Annotated in this window: 15 protein-coding genes and 3 pseudogenes; 10 read left to right on the top strand and 8 right to left on the bottom strand. The window is 50.2% G+C overall.

Annotated features, from left to right (window positions below; translation table 11 throughout):
- Window positions 1–169 precede the first annotated feature (169 nt).
- The 5 genes from JUI81_RS12825 to JUI81_RS12805 all read right to left on the bottom strand — a co-directional run bounded on the left by JUI81_RS12825 (window position 170) and on the right by JUI81_RS12805 (window position 6,944).
- Window positions 170–1,204: an NAD-dependent epimerase gene (locus JUI81_RS12825; protein ID WP_204124393.1), complete on the bottom strand. Its 1,035-nt coding sequence runs from the start codon at window positions 1,202–1,204 to the stop codon at window positions 170–172.
- Window positions 1,204–2,526 (bottom strand): UDP-glucose/GDP-mannose dehydrogenase family protein, encoded by a 1,323-nt coding sequence (locus JUI81_RS12820; RefSeq protein WP_204124392.1) that lies wholly within the window; start codon window positions 2,524–2,526, stop codon window positions 1,204–1,206. The genes JUI81_RS12825 and JUI81_RS12820 overlap by 1 nt, the downstream gene beginning before the upstream one ends.
- A gap of 165 nt (window positions 2,527–2,691) precedes the next feature.
- A complete protein-coding gene (locus tag JUI81_RS12815; protein ID WP_204124391.1) occupies window positions 2,692–4,914 on the bottom strand; it encodes a polysaccharide biosynthesis tyrosine autokinase in 2,223 nt (740 codons plus the stop codon).
- A 40-nt stretch (window positions 4,915–4,954) separates the two neighbouring features.
- On the bottom strand, window positions 4,955–5,395 hold the full coding sequence (locus tag JUI81_RS12810) for a low molecular weight protein-tyrosine-phosphatase (protein WP_204124390.1): 441 nt from the start codon (window positions 5,393–5,395) through the stop codon (window positions 4,955–4,957).
- A gap of 142 nt (window positions 5,396–5,537) precedes the next feature.
- On the bottom strand, window positions 5,538–6,944 hold the full coding sequence (locus JUI81_RS12805) for a mannose-1-phosphate guanylyltransferase/mannose-6-phosphate isomerase (protein WP_204124389.1): 1,407 nt from the start codon (window positions 6,942–6,944) through the stop codon (window positions 5,538–5,540).
- A gap of 930 nt (window positions 6,945–7,874) precedes the next feature.
- Here JUI81_RS12805 and JUI81_RS12800 point away from each other — a divergent pair.
- The 10 genes and pseudogenes from JUI81_RS12800 (at window position 7,875) to JUI81_RS12755 (ending at window position 15,750) form a co-directional block, all read left to right on the top strand.
- Window positions 7,875–8,111 (top strand): hypothetical protein, encoded by a 237-nt coding sequence (locus JUI81_RS12800; RefSeq protein WP_204124388.1) that lies wholly within the window; start codon window positions 7,875–7,877, stop codon window positions 8,109–8,111.
- Window positions 8,112–8,200: 89 nt separating this feature from the next.
- Window positions 8,201–9,304 (top strand): polysaccharide biosynthesis/export family protein, encoded by a 1,104-nt coding sequence (locus tag JUI81_RS12795; protein ID WP_204124387.1) that lies wholly within the window; start codon window positions 8,201–8,203, stop codon window positions 9,302–9,304.
- A gap of 15 nt (window positions 9,305–9,319) precedes the next feature.
- Entirely contained in the window at window positions 9,320–9,979 is a 660-nt protein-coding gene (locus tag JUI81_RS12790) for a YjbF family lipoprotein (RefSeq protein ID WP_374707262.1), read from the top strand.
- Window positions 9,976–10,743, top strand: coding sequence for a capsule biosynthesis GfcC family protein (locus JUI81_RS12785; RefSeq protein WP_204124385.1), 768 nt, complete (start codon window positions 9,976–9,978; stop codon window positions 10,741–10,743). The genes JUI81_RS12790 and JUI81_RS12785 overlap by 4 nt, the downstream gene beginning before the upstream one ends.
- Window positions 10,740–12,815: a YjbH domain-containing protein gene (locus JUI81_RS12780; RefSeq protein WP_204124384.1), complete on the top strand. Its 2,076-nt coding sequence runs from the start codon at window positions 10,740–10,742 to the stop codon at window positions 12,813–12,815. Before JUI81_RS12785 ends, JUI81_RS12780 begins: the two co-directional genes overlap by 4 nt.
- Window positions 12,816–12,849: 34 nt before the next feature.
- Window positions 12,850–13,987: pseudogene (locus tag JUI81_RS12775) on the top strand (YjbH domain-containing protein); the annotation flags it as partial.
- Complete coding sequence (locus tag JUI81_RS12770; protein ID WP_204124383.1) at window positions 13,984–14,343, top strand: VanZ family protein; 360 nt, start codon at window positions 13,984–13,986, stop codon at window positions 14,341–14,343. The pseudogene JUI81_RS12775 and the gene JUI81_RS12770, both read left to right, overlap by 4 nt.
- Window positions 14,344–14,834: 491 nt before the next feature.
- Complete coding sequence (locus JUI81_RS12765; RefSeq protein ID WP_204124382.1) at window positions 14,835–15,095, top strand: DUF6429 family protein; 261 nt, start codon at window positions 14,835–14,837, stop codon at window positions 15,093–15,095.
- 46 nt (window positions 15,096–15,141) lie between these two features.
- Window positions 15,142–15,213 (top strand): annotated as a pseudogene (locus tag JUI81_RS32215) (transposase); the annotation flags it as partial.
- A 44-nt stretch (window positions 15,214–15,257) separates the two neighbouring features.
- Window positions 15,258–15,750: pseudogene (locus JUI81_RS12755) on the top strand (N-acetyltransferase family protein).
- A gap of 161 nt (window positions 15,751–15,911) precedes the next feature.
- Here JUI81_RS12755 and JUI81_RS12750 read toward each other — a convergent pair.
- The 3 genes from JUI81_RS12750 to JUI81_RS12740 form a co-directional block, all read right to left on the bottom strand.
- Entirely contained in the window at window positions 15,912–17,306 is a 1,395-nt protein-coding gene (locus tag JUI81_RS12750; protein WP_204124381.1) for an undecaprenyl-phosphate glucose phosphotransferase, read from the bottom strand.
- A 491-nt stretch (window positions 17,307–17,797) separates the two neighbouring features.
- The gene (locus JUI81_RS31815) at window positions 17,798–18,466 is read right to left on the bottom strand and encodes a winged helix-turn-helix domain-containing protein (protein WP_239077688.1); all 669 of its coding nucleotides are present in this window, start codon (window positions 18,464–18,466) and stop codon (window positions 17,798–17,800) included.
- 38 nt (window positions 18,467–18,504) lie between these two features.
- Complete coding sequence (locus JUI81_RS12740; protein ID WP_204124380.1) at window positions 18,505–19,260, bottom strand: EAL domain-containing protein; 756 nt, start codon at window positions 19,258–19,260, stop codon at window positions 18,505–18,507.
- Window positions 19,261–19,268 lie beyond the last annotated feature (8 nt).

Below are 19,268 nucleotides of genomic sequence, written 5' to 3'. Positions count from 1 at the left end.
GTGTTTTGATATCAATAGGTTTCTGATAATGGCGCTGAATATCTTGTTTTTACTGCGTACTAATCTGGTCAGTACGCATGCATGAACGCTTGGATTAAAAAAGGATTTAACAAGGGTTTTCAGGTTGATCGTATTATAGATCGCAGTGATGTCTGATTTTATCAAATCCCTAGTTTTCATTGTCGCTGCTCTTTTCTCTGTTGCTATACTTCAAGTACCAATCAGTAAATATTGCCATTCCGGTTTCTATATTTGTTGAGGGTTTGAAACCCACATCCTTAATCAAGTCGTCGACGTCAGCATACGTTAGAGGGACATCTCCAGGCTGCATCGGAAGTTCGTTTTTTGTCGCCTTTTTTTCAAGCGCGCTCTCGATAGAGGATATAAATCGCTCTAAGGTGATCGGGTTGTTGTTTCCTATATTGTATATTTTGTATCGGGCGGGGGAGTTTGTATTGACGGTACTTTGCGAGGTAGGAATTTTATCCATGACCTTCACAATGCCATTGACGATGTCGTCAATATAGGTGAAATCCCGCTCCATTTTACCTTTATTAAATACATTGATGGGCTCCCCCATGCAAATGGATTTACTAAATGAAAAATATGCCATGTCTGGCCTGCCCCAAGGGCCATATACCGTAAAGAAGCGTAAGCCAGTCGTCGGGATATCAAAAAGGTGGCTATAGGAGTGCGCCATCAGTTCATTAGATTTTTTGGTGGCTGCATACAAACTAATAGGATTGTCTGTGTTGTCATGGGTTGAAAATGGTATTTTGCTGTTCATTCCGTAAACAGAACTAGATGAGGCATATACCAAGTGTGGTGTTTTCTGGGCTCTGCATGATTCCAGGATATTCAGAAAACCCACAATGTTAGAGTCAATATAGGCTTTTGGGTTTTCTATTGAATACCGAACCCCCGCTTGCGCAGCGAGATGTATAACTCGATCAAAATTATTTTCTTTAAACAATGAAGTGATGGCCGGCGCATCGACCAGATCCATTAGTTCAAATTTAAAATTTTCGCTTTTTTGAAGCTTCTCGCAGTATAGGTGTAAATCAGTGAGCCTATCTTTCTTTAGCTGTGGGTCGTAGTAGTCGTTGAGGTTGTCAATGCCGTAAACGATATGGTTCTCAGCAATCAATTTCTTCGTGACGTGATACCCGATGAAGCCCGCTACGCCGGTTACTAGAATTTTCATCAAGCGCGTCCTACGGAATAATAGGTCAGTTCTTTGTTTTTCATTGCTTTAGGGTCGAACAAGTTACGCCCGTCGAAAATAAGTGGATTCTTCAATTGTGCTTTGATCATATCAAAATCGGGAGAGCGGAAATTTTGCCATTCGGTAACGATAATGAGCGCATCTGCTTGCTTCAAAGCACTTTCCTTCGTTCCACATAGTGTCAAGCTATCCACTTCACCATAAAGCCGTTGTGTTTCTTCCATAGCTTCTGGATCAAAGGCTTGGATCTTCGCACCTGCTGCCCAGAGTGCTTCCATGATCACTCGGCTAGGCGCTTCGCGCATATCATCAGTGTTTGGTTTGAAACTTAATCCCCACAAGGCAAATGTTTTATCGTGCAGATCGCCGTTGAAATGTTTATGAATCTTCGAAAACAAAGTGGTTTTTTGTTCATTGTTTCTATTTTCAACGGCTTTCAAAACTTTTGCATCGTAGTCAATGGATGTCGCTGTCTTAATCAAAGCCTGAACGTCTTTTGGAAAGCAAGAACCACCGTAACCCACGCCTGGGTAAATGAAGTGATAGCCTATCCGTGGATCCGCGCCAATACCTTTGCGGACCATCTCAATATCGGCCTCTAGTATTTCAGCCAAGTTCGCTATTTCATTCATGAAGCTGATTTTTGTAGCGAGCATGCAGTTGGCAGCGTATTTGGTCAGTTCCGCACTACGCACATCCATCATGATTATTTTTTCATGATTGCGATTGAAGGGAGAATAAAGTTCGCGCATTAGCTCCTCCGATTGCTCGCTTTCTGAGCCGATAATAATACGATCAGGACGCATGCAATCGTTAACTGCCGAACCTTCTTTTAGAAATTCCGGGTTGGACACTACATCATATGAAATTTTCAGATCACGCCGAGCGAGTACTTCTGAGATACGATCGCTTACGCGCTGTGCGGTACCTACGGGAACGGTGGATTTATTTACAATAATTCGATGTTCTTCCATGTTCTGGGCTATCGTTTCGGCTACTGCGAGCACATGTTTCAGGTCCGCCGATCCATCTTCGTCGGGAGGAGTGCCCACTGCAATAAACTGAATTGTTCCGTGATTCACTCCGAGTGCGGCGTCAGTGGAAAACTGAAGAGTTCCAGCGCTGTAATTCTTCTTGACGAGTTCTTCCAGGCCCGGCTCGAATATAGGGATGATTCCCTGCTTTAAACGCTCAATTTTTTTTGCGTCAACATCAATACATATGACGTTGTGCCCAGCATCGGCAAGAACGGCTCCCTGTACAAGTCCGACGTAGCCAGTGCCAAAAACAGTAACTTTCATGTTGATCACCTAAGAGGGTAAAAATCGGTTTGGCGTATTTATCAGGCCAAACGCTTGTGTAGGAATACTGTTGTAATACCCGTGATTGATACGGCAAGCGTGGTTCGCCGTACGCCTGTTTCGCGTGGCGGCGATTATTATCTTGAGCCTGACATGCAATTGAGTTTATTTTTTGTCGGTTACGTATGAATATTGATAATAACCGTAGGAGTTGTAGCCAGTTTTTGAGGTCGCCCGTTTCTCTACATAATTGAGTATCGCGCCCTTCAAGTTGACTCCATTTTGCGCGAATCGTCGAATAGTCAGTTTTATTTCACCCACCGGATTCATGCCAAATCGAGTAACAATCATCGACGTTCCCGACAGGCGCCCGACGATAGCAGCATCAGTAACGGCCAAGATTGGCGGAGTGTCGAGAATAACCAGGTCGAATTGCTCACTGGCCTCCTCAAGGAAGTTACTGAAATTCTTGTGCATCAGGAGTTCTGCAGGATTCGGCGGTGTTTGTCCACGGCTGATGAAGTACAGGTTTTTTACTTCCGTCTCATGCAACGCACTGCTCAAACTGCTACGCGAGGTGAGAATGTCAGATAGGCCATTTTCCGCAGGTTTGCTGAATGACTTATGGAGATATCCCTTGCGCATATCAACGTCAACAATCAGTACACGTTTTCCAGACTGTGCAATCAGTGCGGCGAGGTTTGAAGAAACAAAAGTTTTACCTACAGACGGACTAGGGCCAGAGATCATAAGGCGGTTATTTTGTGCCTCTAGCATGGCGAAGTGCAGGCTGGTGCGTAGGCTTCGGACCGCCTCAACCGCGAGGTCAGTAGGTTGGCTTATGGCAAGTATTTGGGCATGATCTTGCGCACTTGTCTTTTTAGAACCGACCTCAACCGATTTTTGTAAAGTGCTGAAGGGAATTGAAGCGTATACAGGCAGCCCCAGTTGCTCAATAACATCTGCATTTTCAATCCCTCGATTGATTGCCCGGCGGAGCATCACGAATATGACCGAAAGGAAAGCCCCCAACAGAGTTGCCATCAGTACCACAAGCGCTTTTTTGGGGCGGACGGGTTCTCTCAGATCAACATCTGCATCGTCAACAATATGGACGTTACCTACGGAGCCGGCACGAACAATATCGAGCTCTTGTGCTCGGTTTAGTAGTTGAGTGTATATTTCTGTGCTGACTTGGACATCCCGAGTCAGACTCAACAATTCTTGCTGAGTCGCGGGAAGACTTTCGACCCTCTTGGAAAGCCCACTTTGTTTACTGCTCAACTCATCAATCTTTGTTAACAATGCTTTGTAAGCAGGGTGTTGAGTGGTGAATTTTCTATCCATCTCTGCTTGTTGCAGCTTTAACTCTGAAATGCTTGTATCAAGAGCAACGATCTGGTCCAGGATCGCTTTGGTTTCCAAGCTAATATCAATGGACTTACTGCGAGTTTGATATTTGTTAAGTGCGTCTTCTGCTTCCTCTAGATCCTTGTGTACCTGAGGCAACTGATTTTTGAGAAAGTCGAGGCTGGCAGCGGCTTCTGCAGAAGTACGCTCGACATTCTGGCGAACGTATAACCGCGAAATCTCGTTCAGTGTTTTGACTGCTTTTTGTGGATCGGTGCTTTCTAGAGCAAGGCCCAAAATTCCTGAGTCTTTACCGCGCTCACTGACATCCAGTGCTTCCTGATAGTCCTTGATACTGTTCAGGCGCGGTTCACGCACTACTGAGAATGTGGCGCCCGGGTTGGCTCGCAACTCGGAAACTAGAATCTCGACACCGTTGTTTTCTGCCCGGGATCCCACATGTCCACTAACCAGAAGATTGCCGTCTTCATCCAATAGATCATAGGAGCCCTTCTCCTTGGATGTCAGCGTGAGTTCTTCTCCAAGTAATTCCTGGGACACGTCAAGTCTAGAAATTGTGAGTGATTCTCCTCCCCAGTTATAGCTATTCATACCAAACCAAGGTGTGGCTAGAGAATCGGGCGTGTCTCCTGTATATCTTGTTGCTAAAAATCTGCCAAAAACTGGAAAGTAGTGAGGTTCGCTTATGATGTTAAGTTTTAAGTTGTCGATCGCTTTTCCTAGAACGGATCGAGATTTGATAAGCTCAATTTCTGTACCAGAGGGGGACTCTCCACCCAATAGACTGCTCATATCATTGAACCCGAGCACATCATTTTTTTTGGGTTCTACCTGGATGATGGCATTCGCCCTATAAACAGGGGCGGCCAATACCGCGTAGGATAATCCGCCAATCATAAATACACTGGTGATCCCAGCGATAACAAATTTGTAGTCTATCAGGGTGCCTAACAAATCAAGCAAATCTATTTCTTCGCTTTCATTTGGGCTAATGGTATTTATTGGCGGCTGCTGCATGTATGGACTTCTATATGATATTGGTATGAGAGGGAGGGCTTCAAAGCGTTAATCGGGTAGCCCATGCTTGTACCGATTCTTTTATCAAGGCATGTGCATGTTCAAATGCAGCCTTTCCTTGGCGATAGGGGTCGGGTATTTCGCGTTCATCTTGCCATTTGCCGAGCAGAAAAACTTTTCCACGAGCTTCGGAAGAGAGCTGGAGTACACTGGCTAACTGACGTTTTTCCATAACCAGCACAAGATCAGCGTCACCAAGCATTGCAGATGTTAATTGACGCGCTTTATGGGCCGCGGGTGTGTGACCGTGTTTGTCTAACACGGCTAGCGTGGTTGATTCAATAGGCTGGTCGACCAGTGCGCCTAAGCCGGCGGACCTGATTTTTATATCAGTTCCCTCTAACAACTCGGCAAATATTGTTTCAGCCATAGGGCTTCTGCATATGTTCCCGGTGCAGACGATCAAAATACTTTTAAACAAAGCAGTTTTCGCCTCTCATGCTGGATGTTGATCGGATCGGATCGGATCGGATCGGATCGGATCGGATCGGATGCGTGTTGACGTGGGGGGTATTCAGAAAACTAAATACGATTTTTGAGTTGGGTATGCAATGGTGGGAGAGCTAAGCTCTGCCATACTTGTCTTCGAAGCGAACAATATCGTCCTCTCCTAGATATGAACCGGACTGCACCTCAATTAACTCCAGTGGAATCACACCTGGGTTTTCTAACGCATGTATTTGACCGATAGGAATATAGGTTGATTCATTTTCGGCGACGAGATAGGTGTTTTCACCGTTTGTAACTTTTGCGGTACCACTCACAACGATCCAGTGTTCTGCTCGATGATGATGCATCTGAACCGAGAGTTTGGCCCCAGGTTGTACTGTAATACGTTTAACTTGGTAGCGGGGACCGTTATCAATCGAGTCGTACATTCCCCAAGGGCGGTAAACTTCACGATGATTGATGTGCTCGTGCCGTCCAGACTGTTTCAGTTGTTCAACCAGCTTCTTGATATCCTGCTCATGGGATTTGTGAGCAACCAACACTGCGTCTTTTGTTTCTACGATGATGAGGTCTTGAACGCCTAAAGTCGCGACCAGACGATTGTTTGCATGGATATAGGTATTTAGTGTGCCTTCCATCAGAACGTCCCCTTTAGGGGTATTACCTGCTTCGTCTTTGGTCGAAACATTTGCCAATGCATTCCAAGAACCGAGATCACTCCAGCCTGCATTCAAAGGTACCAATACTGCATCGGTCGTATTTTCCATTACTGCATAGTCAATGGATTCATCGGCGCAGGTCGCAAAAATTTCGCTATTTATGCGTGTGAAGTACATATCCTCAGACCCGCTACTCAATGCGGATCGGCAGATAGATAACATTTCAGGACGGAACTTTTCCAGTTCCTCAAGGTAACGGCTGGCCTTGAACATAAACATTCCGCTGTTCCAAAGGTACCGTTTACTTTCGAGATAGTTCTTTGCTGTCGCAGCGTCCGGCTTTTCAACGAAACGTTTTACCCGGTATCCCTTTTCGCCAACTTCCTCGCCTATTTCGAGATAACCATATCCCGTTTCTGGTGTTTTAGGTAAAATGCCGAAAGTTACTAGTTTCCCATCTTCTGCCAGCGGTATCGCTGCCTTCACACTTGTATGGAACTCTGCGATATCTTCGATCAAGTGGTCAGCAGCAAGTACCAATAAAATAGGGTCGCTTTCTGTAGAGGCAGCCTGAATCGCAGCAATTGCTATTGCGGGAGCTGTGTTCCGTCCGATCGGTTCAAGCAAAATTCGGAAGTCTTCTATTCCAAGATTGAGCACCTGTTCCGCTGCCAGGAAACGATGTGCTTCATTACAGATGAGCTGTGGTGCTTGTAGGCCCAATCCGTCTAAACGTTGGATAGTCGCCTGCAGCATCGAAAACGTGTCGTCGGAAAGAGGTAGAAATTGTTTTGGGCGTTGTTGACGAGATAGGGGCCATAAGCGGGACCCTGTCCCGCCTGACAAAATAATGGGGATCATAACGGTACTCTGCTGAAGTGATTTGTGATGTTCGACTTGGTGCAAACGACGCGGGTAATAAGGTCGCGCTTCGTTCCTTTTTTAGGGCGCGGACATCTGGATGAATTCAAAAATGGCACGCTACCGCCCCAGGATTTAGAGTATTAGTCCTGAAAACTCTTTGGAGCAAGCGAGTGCTCCAAGGTGTCAATCTGATGCTGTAAAAAATCCCTACGTATATTCGGGGTTTTGGTCGTGCAAATGAATGTCAGTTTTCTTGCTCGGAATGTTATCTACGCTATTAATCTGTATGGCTGGGTATTTTACGTAGTCAGAAAGTATTCGTCATGCAATTTAGAAAGTATCTTTGTACAGGCTCAATTTGACATAATTTCTAACATGATTTCCCATCGTTGCGGCAATATTTTTGCTGACCAAAAATAACAGTTATTTCGCTTGGGTTGAGCTCACAAGTATCTGTTTTTATTGTATAAATGACATTGCTGTGCGTCTTTTAACATGCTAGATTCGCTCTTGGTGATTTTTCTCGAGCGCCTCGCCAGTCAGTTGAAAGGAGGGTAATTGCTCTCAATGTCTCTACGACGATGAAGCTGGAGTTTTTATGTGGGTACAAATCAGACATTTATTAACATCTTGCTCGATGGGTGACTGTTAAAAATCCATAAAATAAGTCTGAAAGCACCGGTAATGCGCTGAATTTCATAGGAAAATGTGGGGTAATATAGTTTTGCGAAATTAACTTTCAGTCTGTGCGCTTGATCGCGCTCTACGCCCTCACTGGCATTGGTGATCTTTCAGTGATATGGTCTACTAGAAGGTGAAAAGTGGGGGCGGGCACAGGCGTTTGATGCTTATATTAGTCGGTGTCTGTTCACTCTTTCGTTTTTGGTACTTAGTATCAAACCCCCGTAACTAGAGAAGGAGTCTGATATGAAAATTTTTTTTGCTGTTAGTCTGTTGACTATTTTGAGTGCCTCAGCAATCGCGGCAGAAGAACCGCTGACTCTGAGTACTCCATTGGTGGGTTCAGTCACTGTTGGTACGAGTTTGCTTATCGGTGGTGCAGTGGTCGCGGGCGTGGTTGCTGCATCTAATAGTGGTGGAAGTTCAAATGGCGGTACCGGTGGTACCGGTGGTACCACCGGTACCACCGGAACTACTAATTGAAATTGCAGAGGCGTTTCGGACAAGGTCACGCAGGGCTACCTGTGTGACCTTGTTTTTTTGGGTGAGCTCTTAACTAACGTAGTGCCAATATGATACGAAATCTTTCTGTTGCCGTGCTGGCAAGTATTACTTTGCAGGGTTGTATGTTTTCTCCTGGCCAACATATGGACACCAGTCAAATCGTACGTGATGGAACGTCTGAGAACAGCCGTGTTGAGTTAATCCCGATCACCCCTAAATTGATCGCCATGGACGCGGCCACGAAAGAAGGTGAGATCATTTCGCCCGAACTATTGCGCTATTCACCCGCCAGTTATCGGATTGGAGCCAATGATTTACTGTTTATTACTGTTTGGGACCATCCGGAGTTAACGGCACCCTCTGGGCCACAGCAGCAAATCGATGCGAACGGGCGTCTTGTTCGCCCGGATGGTAGTCTTTTTTACCCCTATGTAGGCAACGTCGCTGCAGCGGGTAAAACAATTGAAGAACTACGCGAGCATATCTCCAGTCGGCTTTCGCAGTTTATTGAAAGTCCACAAGTAGACGTGAGTGTATTGCGTTTCGCCAGCCAAAAAGTCGTTGTTTCTGGCGCGGTCATCAGGGCAGGGCAACAACCCCTCACCACTACACCACTGAGTGTTGTCGAAGCTGTTGGTGCTGCCGGCATCGATCCACTGAATGCTGACCTTTCGGGTTTGGTGCTTTTACGAGACGGTCATGAATATAAGCTGGACCTGGATGCGCTGAACCGTCAGAACAATTCCCCGTTGCCAAATGTTTACCTCAAGGCTGGCGATCAGTTGTATGTACCTTACAACGATCGCAAGCGAATCTATGTCATGGGTGAGGTTAACCAGCCCCGGGCATTGAGCTTCAAAACTAAAACCATGAACTTGTCCGATGTGTTGGGAACAGTGGGGGGCTTGAACCAGACGACTTCTAATGGCAACGCTGTTTATGTCATCAGGGGTGTAGAAAACTTGGATAAAGAACCAGCTAAGATTTTCCAGTTGGAGGCTTCTTCGCCCTCTGCAATGGCATTGGCGACACGGTTCGATGTGCAAGCGCAGGACGTAGTCTATGTTGGACCTGCCAACGTTACTCGTTGGAATCGCCTTATCAGCCAGTTGGTTCCATCTGCATCCATCGTGGGTATTGGAGCGAAGGCCAAGAACGACGTAAGCGACTAAGGGCAAAGGCTACCGGTGAACATTTTACGCAGCAGCGTCTACTTGGCGCTGGCTTTCATTTTGTGCGGGTGTAACCCGTTGATGAAAGCCTCTTTCGACACGCTTAAAGCGTCCACTATGGGGCCAGACTCTTTGCAGTTGACCCAGGCGCAGGTGGACGCCGTTCCCTATCCTCAAATTAAAGTGACAACGTCTTCCAGCGAGGGCGTCATGGCGATGATTCGCCAACGGGGCGACCTGCAGTTCTGGGTTGCCTCCGGTAAGCAGGTGTTGTTGATGCGCGACGGCTTGATCGTGCGCAGCGTCGGGCTCGGTATCAACCTCGATGGTACCCGCTGGGAGAGCGAGTCGCCGTTCAAGCGTGGACTGCATCTACTACCCGACGGGTACAGCAGCACTCGCTGGATCGATATCAATGACGGCTACCGAGTCGGTATTGCCGTGAACAGTCGGTTTAGCAAAGAAGGCATCGAGGACATCAGGGTGATGGACAAGACTTATGCCTTGCTCCGTGTTGATGAGCGCATTGATGCGCCTGAAATAGATTTCCATGCAGTCAATCGTTATTGGATCAGACCAAGTGATGGTTTCGTCATTCAGAGCGAGCAGCATCTAACGCCTCAAATTTCCCTGAAGGTCATTCAGTTGCGTTCTGCTCAGGGAGCTATCAATTGAAGCGTCTGAATATTGTGTTTGCGGGTTTACTATTAGCCAGCTCAGGTCTGAGTCATGCCGATGTTACTGTCATTGGCGACGTTCGCAGCCCTGGCTATTTCAAGATCCAGTCGGGCGCTCGTTTGCTGGATGTTATTACCGCTGCGCAGCCCAATGCTGAGAGTTACTGGTTGGGTGCCGCATGGCTCCGCCAGCCTTTGCTAGAGGAACAGCGCCGACTGAAAGTCGGCGTATTGTTTGATCTGAAAGTTCTACAGCGTGGTGCGTTGCTGTTTGACAAGCCTGCCCGGGCTTCCTTGGCGAATCAGCTCTTTGAGGAGATCGGCCGGTTACCGGTAACGGGTCGCCAGGTTGCGGTACTTGACCCCGTTGCCGTAGAGGTCGGGTTTGCGCTTAACGAGCATCTTGCTGATGGCGACCGTCTAGTCTATCCGCTTCGCCCGAATACCGTGGAAGTGTTGGGCGCCGTCGCGAAACCTTGCCGACTGCCTTATCGCGCGATGCAGGAAGCCCGTGACTATCTTCGATCCTGTCAGGCCTTGTCCGACGCAGAGACGGACTACCTGTGGGTTATTCAGCCCGATGGTCACACCCGGCGGATCGGTATCGCACTGTGGAATCGGGAAGAGGGGTATTGGCCCGCCGCCGGCAGCAAAATCCTCGTGCCGATCAAGAACGATGATCTTGATCCGCCTACACCTGAACTCAATCAGCAGTTGGCCGAATTCCTCGCCACTCAACCTGTGGCTGAGGTGGCCCCTTGAAGTTACGTTTTGCAGCGGTCCTGTTGTTGCCTTGTGGTTTAGCTCATGGAGAGCCGCGTTATACCCAGAATGATTTCGGTGGTGTGGGCTTGTTACAAACCCCTACCGCACGCATGGCACCTGCCGGTGAGCTGAGTGTCAATGCCAGTCGAACCGATCCCTATACTCGCTACAGCCTTTCGCTACAGCCCTTTGATTGGCTTGAAGGCTCGTTTCGATATACCGCCATTACCAACCGGGCGTACGGACCTGAGTCCCTCAGTGGCGATCAAAGCTACAAAGATAAAGCTGTCGATGCCAAAATTCGTTTGTGGCAGGAAAGTCACTGGCTTCCTCAAGTGGCGTTAGGTTTTCAGGACATCGGTGGTACTGGATTGTTTTCCAGCGAGTATTTTGTGAGTAACAAACGCGTTGGCAACTTCGACTTCAGCGTTGGTGTCGCTTGGGGATACATGGGCCGTCGGGGGGATTTTGATAACCCGCTTGGCTGGGTCGATGAGCGCTTTGATACACGACCACCCAGCGAAGGGACAGGCGACTTCAATGCGAATTATTTTAGAGGATCGCCATCCTTGTTTGGTGGTGTCGCCTATCAAACACCTTGGGCCCCCCTCAGTCTGAAACTTGAATACGAAGGCAACGACTATAAAAACGAGCCGAAGGATAACGACATCAAGCAAGACTCGCCGATTAATGTCGGCGCGGTTTTCAAGCTGACAGACTCGATTGACCTCAGCGCGGCCTGGGAACGTGGTAATACCGCGATGTTCGGTATCACGCTGCACACCAACTTTGCCAGCCGCAAGACGCCAACAAAGACCTATGACCCGCCAGCGGAACCTCTTCCGGCCCAGGCACCTGTCACCTCCCCGGACCAGGTCAATTGGGCCAATGTGTCCCAGCGTCTGCAAAACAACGCCGGTTATAAAGTGGAGCGCATCACCCAGCGTGGCTCTGAGTTGTTGGTGTACGGTGAGCAGTCGCGTTACTTCTATTCGGCGAAAGCCGTGGGTCGGGCTAGCCGGATTCTGGACAACAGCGTCAATGACGATATCGATTGGTTCACCTTGGTGAACAAGCGATACGACATGCCGCTGGAAGAAACCAGCGTGCCCCGCGAAACATTTCGCGAAGTGGTTAATCACCAGGAGCCCTTGCAGGACTTGCATCGCGCCACCGAGGTCAATGCCGCGGTACCGCACACCGAGACCACGCTATTTACCGGGGCACGGGATCCCTTCTCTTATGGGCTGGGTCTGGGCTACAAGCAGAACATCGGTGGTCCCGATGGCTTGCTCTATCAGCTCACTGCCGATGCGGATGCCGAGTATCGCTTTACCCGTGATACCTGGTGGAGTGGTTTGCTGAGCGTCAATTTGTTGAATAACTATGACAAATTTACCTACGACGCACCGAGCGGACTGCCGCGAGTGCGCACTGACTTGCGCAAGTATCTGACGACATCGGATGTCACCATGCCGACGTTCCAGCTCAATCACGCCAAGCAGTTGGATAAAGACCTGTATGGCATGGTCTACGGCGGCTATCTGGAGTCGATGTTTGCCGGCGTCGGCGGTGAGGTGCTGTTTCGTCCGGCAGGCCAGCGCTGGTCCGTAGGTGCCGATCTGAACTTCGTTCGCCAGCGTGACTTTGATCAGGGATTCGGTCTGCGTGACTACTCGACCGTCACAGGCCACATCACTGGCTATACCGATTTGCCTTTCGAGGCCCAGGCGGCCGTTAGTGTCGGCCGTTACTTGGCTCGCGATTGGGGTACCACGATCGACCTGTCCCGTGAGTTCCGCAACGGTGTGCGATTTGGTGGCTGGGTCACGCTGACCACGGCGACTAAAGAGGAGTATGGCGAAGGTAGTTTCGACAAAGGCATCTACATCTCCATCCCTTTCGACGAGTTGATGAGCGTGTCGACGATGCGTCGCGCCAATATCGTCTGGGCGCCTTTGACCCGGGACGGTGGTGCACGGCTTAACCGTAGTTATTCGCTGCACACCATGACTGATAGCCGTGACAGTGATCTGTTCTATCGCAACTTTGAGAAGATCACGGAATGAGGGTTGGCGATCGACAGGGCGGGTAAGCCCTGTCGTGAAGCGCATCACTCAACGCGGTTCGGAGCTGATGGTGTATGGCGAGCAGTCCCGCTATTTTTATTCGTCCAAAGCTGTCGGGCGAGCCAGTCGGATTCTTGATAACAGCGTCAATCAAGACATCGACTGGTTCACCGTGGTGAACCAGCGCTATGGCATGTCCATTGAGGAAACCAGCGTGCCGCGAGAGACTTTCCGCGCGGTCGTGAACAATGACCAGCCGCCGAAAGACCTGCACCGTACCACCGAGGTCAATCCGGCGATTGCGCACCGCGAAACCACGCTCTACACCCAGGCGTTGGAACCGTTCAGCTATGGCCTCGGCCTGGGCTACAAACAGAACATCGGCGGCCCCGACGGCCTGCTCTACCAGTTCAGCGCCGATGCCGACGCGGAGTACCGTTTCACCCGCAACACCTGGTGGAGCGGCTTGCTCAGCGCCAATCTGGTGAACAACTACGACAACTTTGCCTACGATGCACCGAGCGGGTTGCCACGAATGCGCACCGATTTGCGCAAATACCTCACCACCTCCGATGTGACGATGCCGACGTTCCAGTTCAACCATGCGGCGCAGCTGGATCGGGATTTGTACGGCATGGTCTATGGCGGCTATCTGGAATCCATGTTCGCCGGCGTCGGCAGCGAAGTGCTGTATCGACCCACGGGTAAACGCTGGTCGCTGGGCGCCGATCTGAACTTCGTGCGTCAGCGTGATTTCGATCAGGGCTTCGGCCTGCGTGATTACCAGACCGTGACGGGCCATGTCACCAGCTATACTGAGCTGCCCAATGACATGCTTGCAGCGGTCAGCGTCGGGCGTTATCTGGCACGGGACTGGGGCACCACCGTCGACTTGTCGCGGGTGTTCAAGAACGGCGTGAAGTTTGGTGCCTGGGTCACCCTGACCAGCGCGTCGAAGGAGGAGTATGGCGAGGGCAGCTTCGACAAAGGGATCTATGTTTCCATCCCGTTCGACGAGTTGCACCTCCACCATGCGTCGGGCCAGCATCGTCTGGGCGCCACTGACCCGCGATGGCGGTGCACGCCTGAGCCGAGCTTACTCGCTGCAAACCATGACTGACGGACGTGACAGCGACCTGTTCTACAACAACTTCGAGAAAATTACCGAATGATCATGTGGCTTAAGGGCTTGATTGAGTTGCCGTTCTGGCTCCGGGGCCTGATCTTTGCCACCGTGACAGTGATTCTTCTGTTCGCGGGTCTGCGCTCTCAGCCGATCCCGGAGCTGTTCGTCGAAGAGGACAAGCTCCATCACTGGATCGGCTTTCTGGTATTTGCGTGCAGCTGCCGTCTGGCCTTTCCCAATGTGAAATTTCACTGGATAGCCTTGGGGTGTTTGCTCACCGGCGTACTCATCGAGGCCGCGCAGGGGTTGATGCCGCTGCGCACGGCTTCGCCCTATGACATGCTGGCAAATACTATCGGCGTGTTGATGGGGTTGTTGATTTCAAGGTACTGGGTACGTTGAAACGGCGCGAAATACCAAGCAGTCTGCCGGCACGTTGCAACCGTAGATCCTCTCTCTATCCCCCTCCAGCAACACCTCTCTTGCCACTTCACCCAGTCAAAAGCCTGTAGCCGTAGCCGAGTCTGGGTTCGGCTTCACGGGCGCTGCATGACGTGAGGCCGTCTTCGCTGGCAAGCCAGCTCCTACAATATTGTGAACGACGCGAACCCCGGAGGAGCCTGGCTTGCCGGCGAAGGCGTTTTCATGGGCGCTGCATGATGTGAGACCGTCTTCGCTGGCAAGCCAGCTGCTACAGATACCGTGAACGATGCGAACCCCGTAGGAGCCCGGCTTGCCGGCGAAGGCGTTTTCATGGGCGCTGCATGACGTGAGGCCGTTTTCGCTGGCAAGCCAGCTCCTACAATATTATGAACGACACCGAACCCCCTGGAGCCGGCTTGCCGGCGAAGGCATTTTCACGGTAAGCGCGCCATAAACCTGGAGCAACGATCATGGAATACGACGATAAACTGATTGAAGAAGCCGTGCTTGCCCTGTTGGCAGCCTTCAGTTTCGATAACGGCAATACTTGGAAAGGGTTCGACTTCGAGACCATGAACCGATTGCATGAACAGGGTTTCATCAGCGATCCGGTGAACAAGAACAAATCGATTTGGTTGACGGCTGAAGGACTGGAGCGAGGTCGGCAGATAGCCGACCGGTTGTTTGGGGTAAGAACTCAAGTGGAGCACATATCCGACTCGGATACCTGACTTCATACCCCGGCCATACGGTAGATGGGGTTTATGGATCGCTTACCTTAAACACTGGGTAGCGCTGAAGCGCTACCTGGACGATGGGGCTGTGCTCATTGACAATAACCAAGTTGAAGGGAGCTCCCATCAATCTCTTCATGCGAATAAACCGGGAGGAATATGATCAACATTCGTGAAGCAACTAGAGCCGACCTCGATGTTCTATGTGAAGTCGGCTGTGAGACCTACCGAGAGCATTTCTCGGCCATCTGGTCTCTCGCCGGCATACAGCGCTTTCTCAATCAAGACTTCTCACCCGGCACGCTCAGTCAGTCACTCGAATCATCGGCCAGCCATTTGTGGCTTATAGCCTCAGACGAAAGCGGTAGGGTCGTAGGTTTTTCCAAAGTTAACTGGTCAACGCCAGCGCCGCTGACTGGCGCAATGGGCGCGGAGCTTCAAAAGAGGGTATGGGAAACAGCTTCTGCGTTTCATTTGCAATCGAGCGATAGAGCGCGGAGAACGCTTGCTCTGGCTTGACGTACTCAAGACCAATTCAAATGCCCGGCGCTTCTATAAGGATTTCGGTTTTCAAGAGATCGGTGAAATCCCATTCAAGACTGACCTGGCTGAAATTGGGATGCTTGTAATGGTGTGTGAGCTTTCCCAATAAGCGCGTTCGATGTCAGAACGCAGCCTTTGGCAGCGGCTACAAAAAAGAGTGCGAATGAGATGAGAAAGAGAGGCTCCGGGCAGTCAGAGATCTGACTGCCCGGACTGTGGCCTTGTTAGCCACAAGCTGAAGAAAAGGCGGGGGGGGGCGAATCGCAGGGGTTAATAGATATCCTTGGAAAAGAGCGTAAAGGGCGTCTTGATCAGAATCTTGATGTCGAGCCATAACGACCAGTTGTTGATGTAGTTGAGGTCGATCTCCACGCGCTTTTGCATTTTGTCGAGGGTCTCGGTTTCGCCACGGCAGCCGCTGATCTGGGCCAGCCCGGTGATGCCCGGTTTGATTCGGTGGCGCGCCATGTAGGCCTGGATCTTGCCGGTGTAGTAGTCGTTATGGGCAATCGCATGCGGCCGCGGTCCGACCAGCGCCATATGGCCTTGCAGTACGTTGAAGAACTGCGGCAGTTCATCGATGGACGTGCGTCGAATGAAACGGCCAACAGGGGTAATGCGTGGGTCTTCACGGCCGGCCTGGCGGACTTGATGGTCGTCGTGCAGGCGCATGGAGCGGAATTTCCAGACCTTGATGATCTTGCCGTTCCAGCCGTGCCGTTCCTGTTTGAAAATGATCGGCCCCGGGGAGGAGATCTTCACTGCGACGGCGATCACCAGCAGCAGTGGACTGAAAGCGATCAGCGCCAGGGCGGCGAGACCTCTGTCCAGCAGGGTCTTGCTGAGCGCCGCCGTCGGGTAACTGGTCAGCGGGCTTTCATTGAGGTGAATAGCGGGCAGGCCATCCAGTTCGCTGACGGAATGATTGAGCAACGTCATGCTGCCCAGGTCGGGAACCCAGACCACATCCACATTCGAGTCGAGAAGGTCGATGTACAGCGCTTCGACCTGTTTGGCTTCGCTCAAAGGCAGCGCGATGTACAACCGCCGGACATCGTGCACCCGGATCAGCTCGCGCAGTTCCTGCAGTTGGCCCACGATCCGGTGGGTATTGACGTTGGTCGACAGCTCGTTGGGTTTTGAGCTGATCAGACCGACCAGCGGCGGATACTCGGTTTTGGCCAGTTTGTCCGCCAGATTCACCGCCAGTTGGTCGGTGCCGATGATCAGAGTGTTGTTTTGGCTGTGCAATTGCCGGTGGTAGTGCCTGGAAAAACTATGCAGAGGCAGGTACAGCAAGGCCTGCACGCAATAACCTGCCACAGCCCAGACCATGATGATTTCCCGGGAGAACAATTCGCTGGTCTTGCTGAGAAAGCCAATGCTGGTCATCCCGGCCAGCAGCAGCAGCCATCCCAGCAGCAAGCGTCCCAGGCCGGAGAGGTATCCATGTTGCTTGTGATAGACCAGCAGCAGGGAGTAAGAAGGGACCGAGCCCAGGAAAGTCAGCACGGCAAGCACACGATAATGAGCTTCGATTTCTCCTGTCTGGTACAACGCCAGAGCAAATAACAACGCATTGACCGAAGTGATGGCAATTATCCATTGCCCCCAAAAGGTCAGTCCTTTGGATATGCTGTTTCGATTAATACGATTATGTACCATCGCGGTGTCCCTCGGGCGTGCGCCACGTTGTGTATCAGTCGACGGTTAATAAATGGCAGCCGCGCGCAAAGGCTGAGCGAGCGCAGTTCGGTCAGAGATTATTTTTATTATTGGAAGGGAATAACGCGGGCTATGGCTGGCCATCCGAATGTTGTTTTCAAGTCAGCTGATACGGTTGTCTCAGTGTCCGGTTTTTATACTAGTACCTTAATCTTTGTGGGTGTCTGACGAATTATAACGGGCGCCACTTCCAGGGCTCATGTTATAAAAGGTCGTGCTCTTTTATTAGGAGGGCATCACTAAATCGTCTATAAAATTGCAGCATTCCGATAAGTGCTTGCCCGCCATGGGGAGGGATCCGGCAGGAACGATGGAGAGAAATATGTGCGAGGGACAGGCGGCGGGAAGTACAAGGTGAGGTGGTTAGGCAGTCAAGCGGTATCGGGCGGGTCGGAAAATCGCATTTGTTATTATTGTTTTTGCGATCTCTCTCAGTAAGCGATTCTGATCCTTTGTGCCAGGCAATAACCGCGGTTTCTGGCTGAGCGAATCAGGCGTTCTCCGTTGGCGGCAGTTTTGAATTTTTTCTGCAGTCGGCTCAAGCACATTTCAAGGCCGCTGTAATTCTCCGGGTCTTTATCGATACGTAGGATAAGATCGTTCTTGCTGAGTACCCGTCGATCACTGATGACCAATTGGGTGAGCATTAACGATTCGGTGCCGGTCAATGGGATGGTTATATCTTCCTTGATTAGTGTTCTGTCGTCGGCATTAAACCACCAGATGTCGGGGTTACCCTGCGACTCTTTAATCCGGCTGACTGCAGAGATGAACTCTTCGTCTGCCACCGGTTTCTTGAGAAAGCCATCAACCCCGAAGTGCGAGAAGTGATGGAGTTCTGAATGCTCCGAGTTGGGAGTGATGAGTATGATTTCCGCATCTTTTTGATTTTTGCGGATAAAGCTGACATCGCTCAGCGAGATATCGGCCTGATCGAGCAGGATGTGCGTGAATCGACTCTTTCGGATGCGTTCGCTGCTGAGTTTGCCAGATTCGATTTCAAAAGATAGATGCAGGCGTTGTGCGAGAAGCGATTCTATAGCTTGTCGTGCCAGTTGATCTCGGGTGAAAATTAGAAAGCTGTTGTTTGATGTATTCACAATAAGGCTCCTTCCTAGTTTGGTGAAATTTTTTAAGCTTAAATAACCTCGGTAGGCGAGTAGTACCTCCCCTGGAAAAAATCGAACGGCATGCTGCGGGCCAGTGTGTGCAGTGCTTTGTGCTCGACCCGGTCCGCAATGAACCTGATCTTGCTGTCATGGATCATGCTGCTCAGGCAGTCGTAAGATCTGTTGAAAAAGTCCTGGCTGTTGTCGACCATGATGTCGAAATTGGATCGAGTCAGGTCCACTTTTATGTAATCGAACAGCTTCGGGCTGATCATTTTTTCAGCGCTGTCATCGCTTAAGTCATAGCCATCGAAAGCAATCTCGATCCCGTTGTCCTTCAATAAATGAATGTGATTGATAATGGTTCTTTTTTCTTTGAGATTGAACGAAAGGAGCGGACTGCCGTTAATGCTGGGGATTAACTGTTGTTCATGCTTCTTGAGTGTCGTTTGAGCGTCGTTCAGTTCTCGGATGAACGCTTTATCCAATAACGCGGATTGGTTCATGGTCACGAATAATTTATTGGGTGTCTGTACGGATGGGGACGACGTGGCCTCGATCTGTGAAAGGGCATTTAATTGGATCCGCATCAGTACTTCACGATAAATCGCCAGCGGGTGATCGGGATGCAATGGCTGATACCCCTTGTTCAGAGGTGTCTGTTGTTTGGTCGCTTTGGCATAAATCTCACTGCCGAACAATTCATCGTTTCGCTTGAGAATTGATTGCCTGAAGAAAACCATGGCGAAGTTATCTTGCACGGTATATTGCCTGCTGGACTCCATCGTTTAGT

Origin of the sequence: Pseudomonas sp. 008, from assembly GCF_016861935.1 — a bacterium.
Classification (GTDB): Bacteria; Pseudomonadota; Gammaproteobacteria; order Pseudomonadales; family Pseudomonadaceae; genus Aquipseudomonas.
The sequence above is the reverse complement of the archived record's forward strand: the minus strand, read 5'-3'. Positions and strand labels throughout refer to the sequence as shown.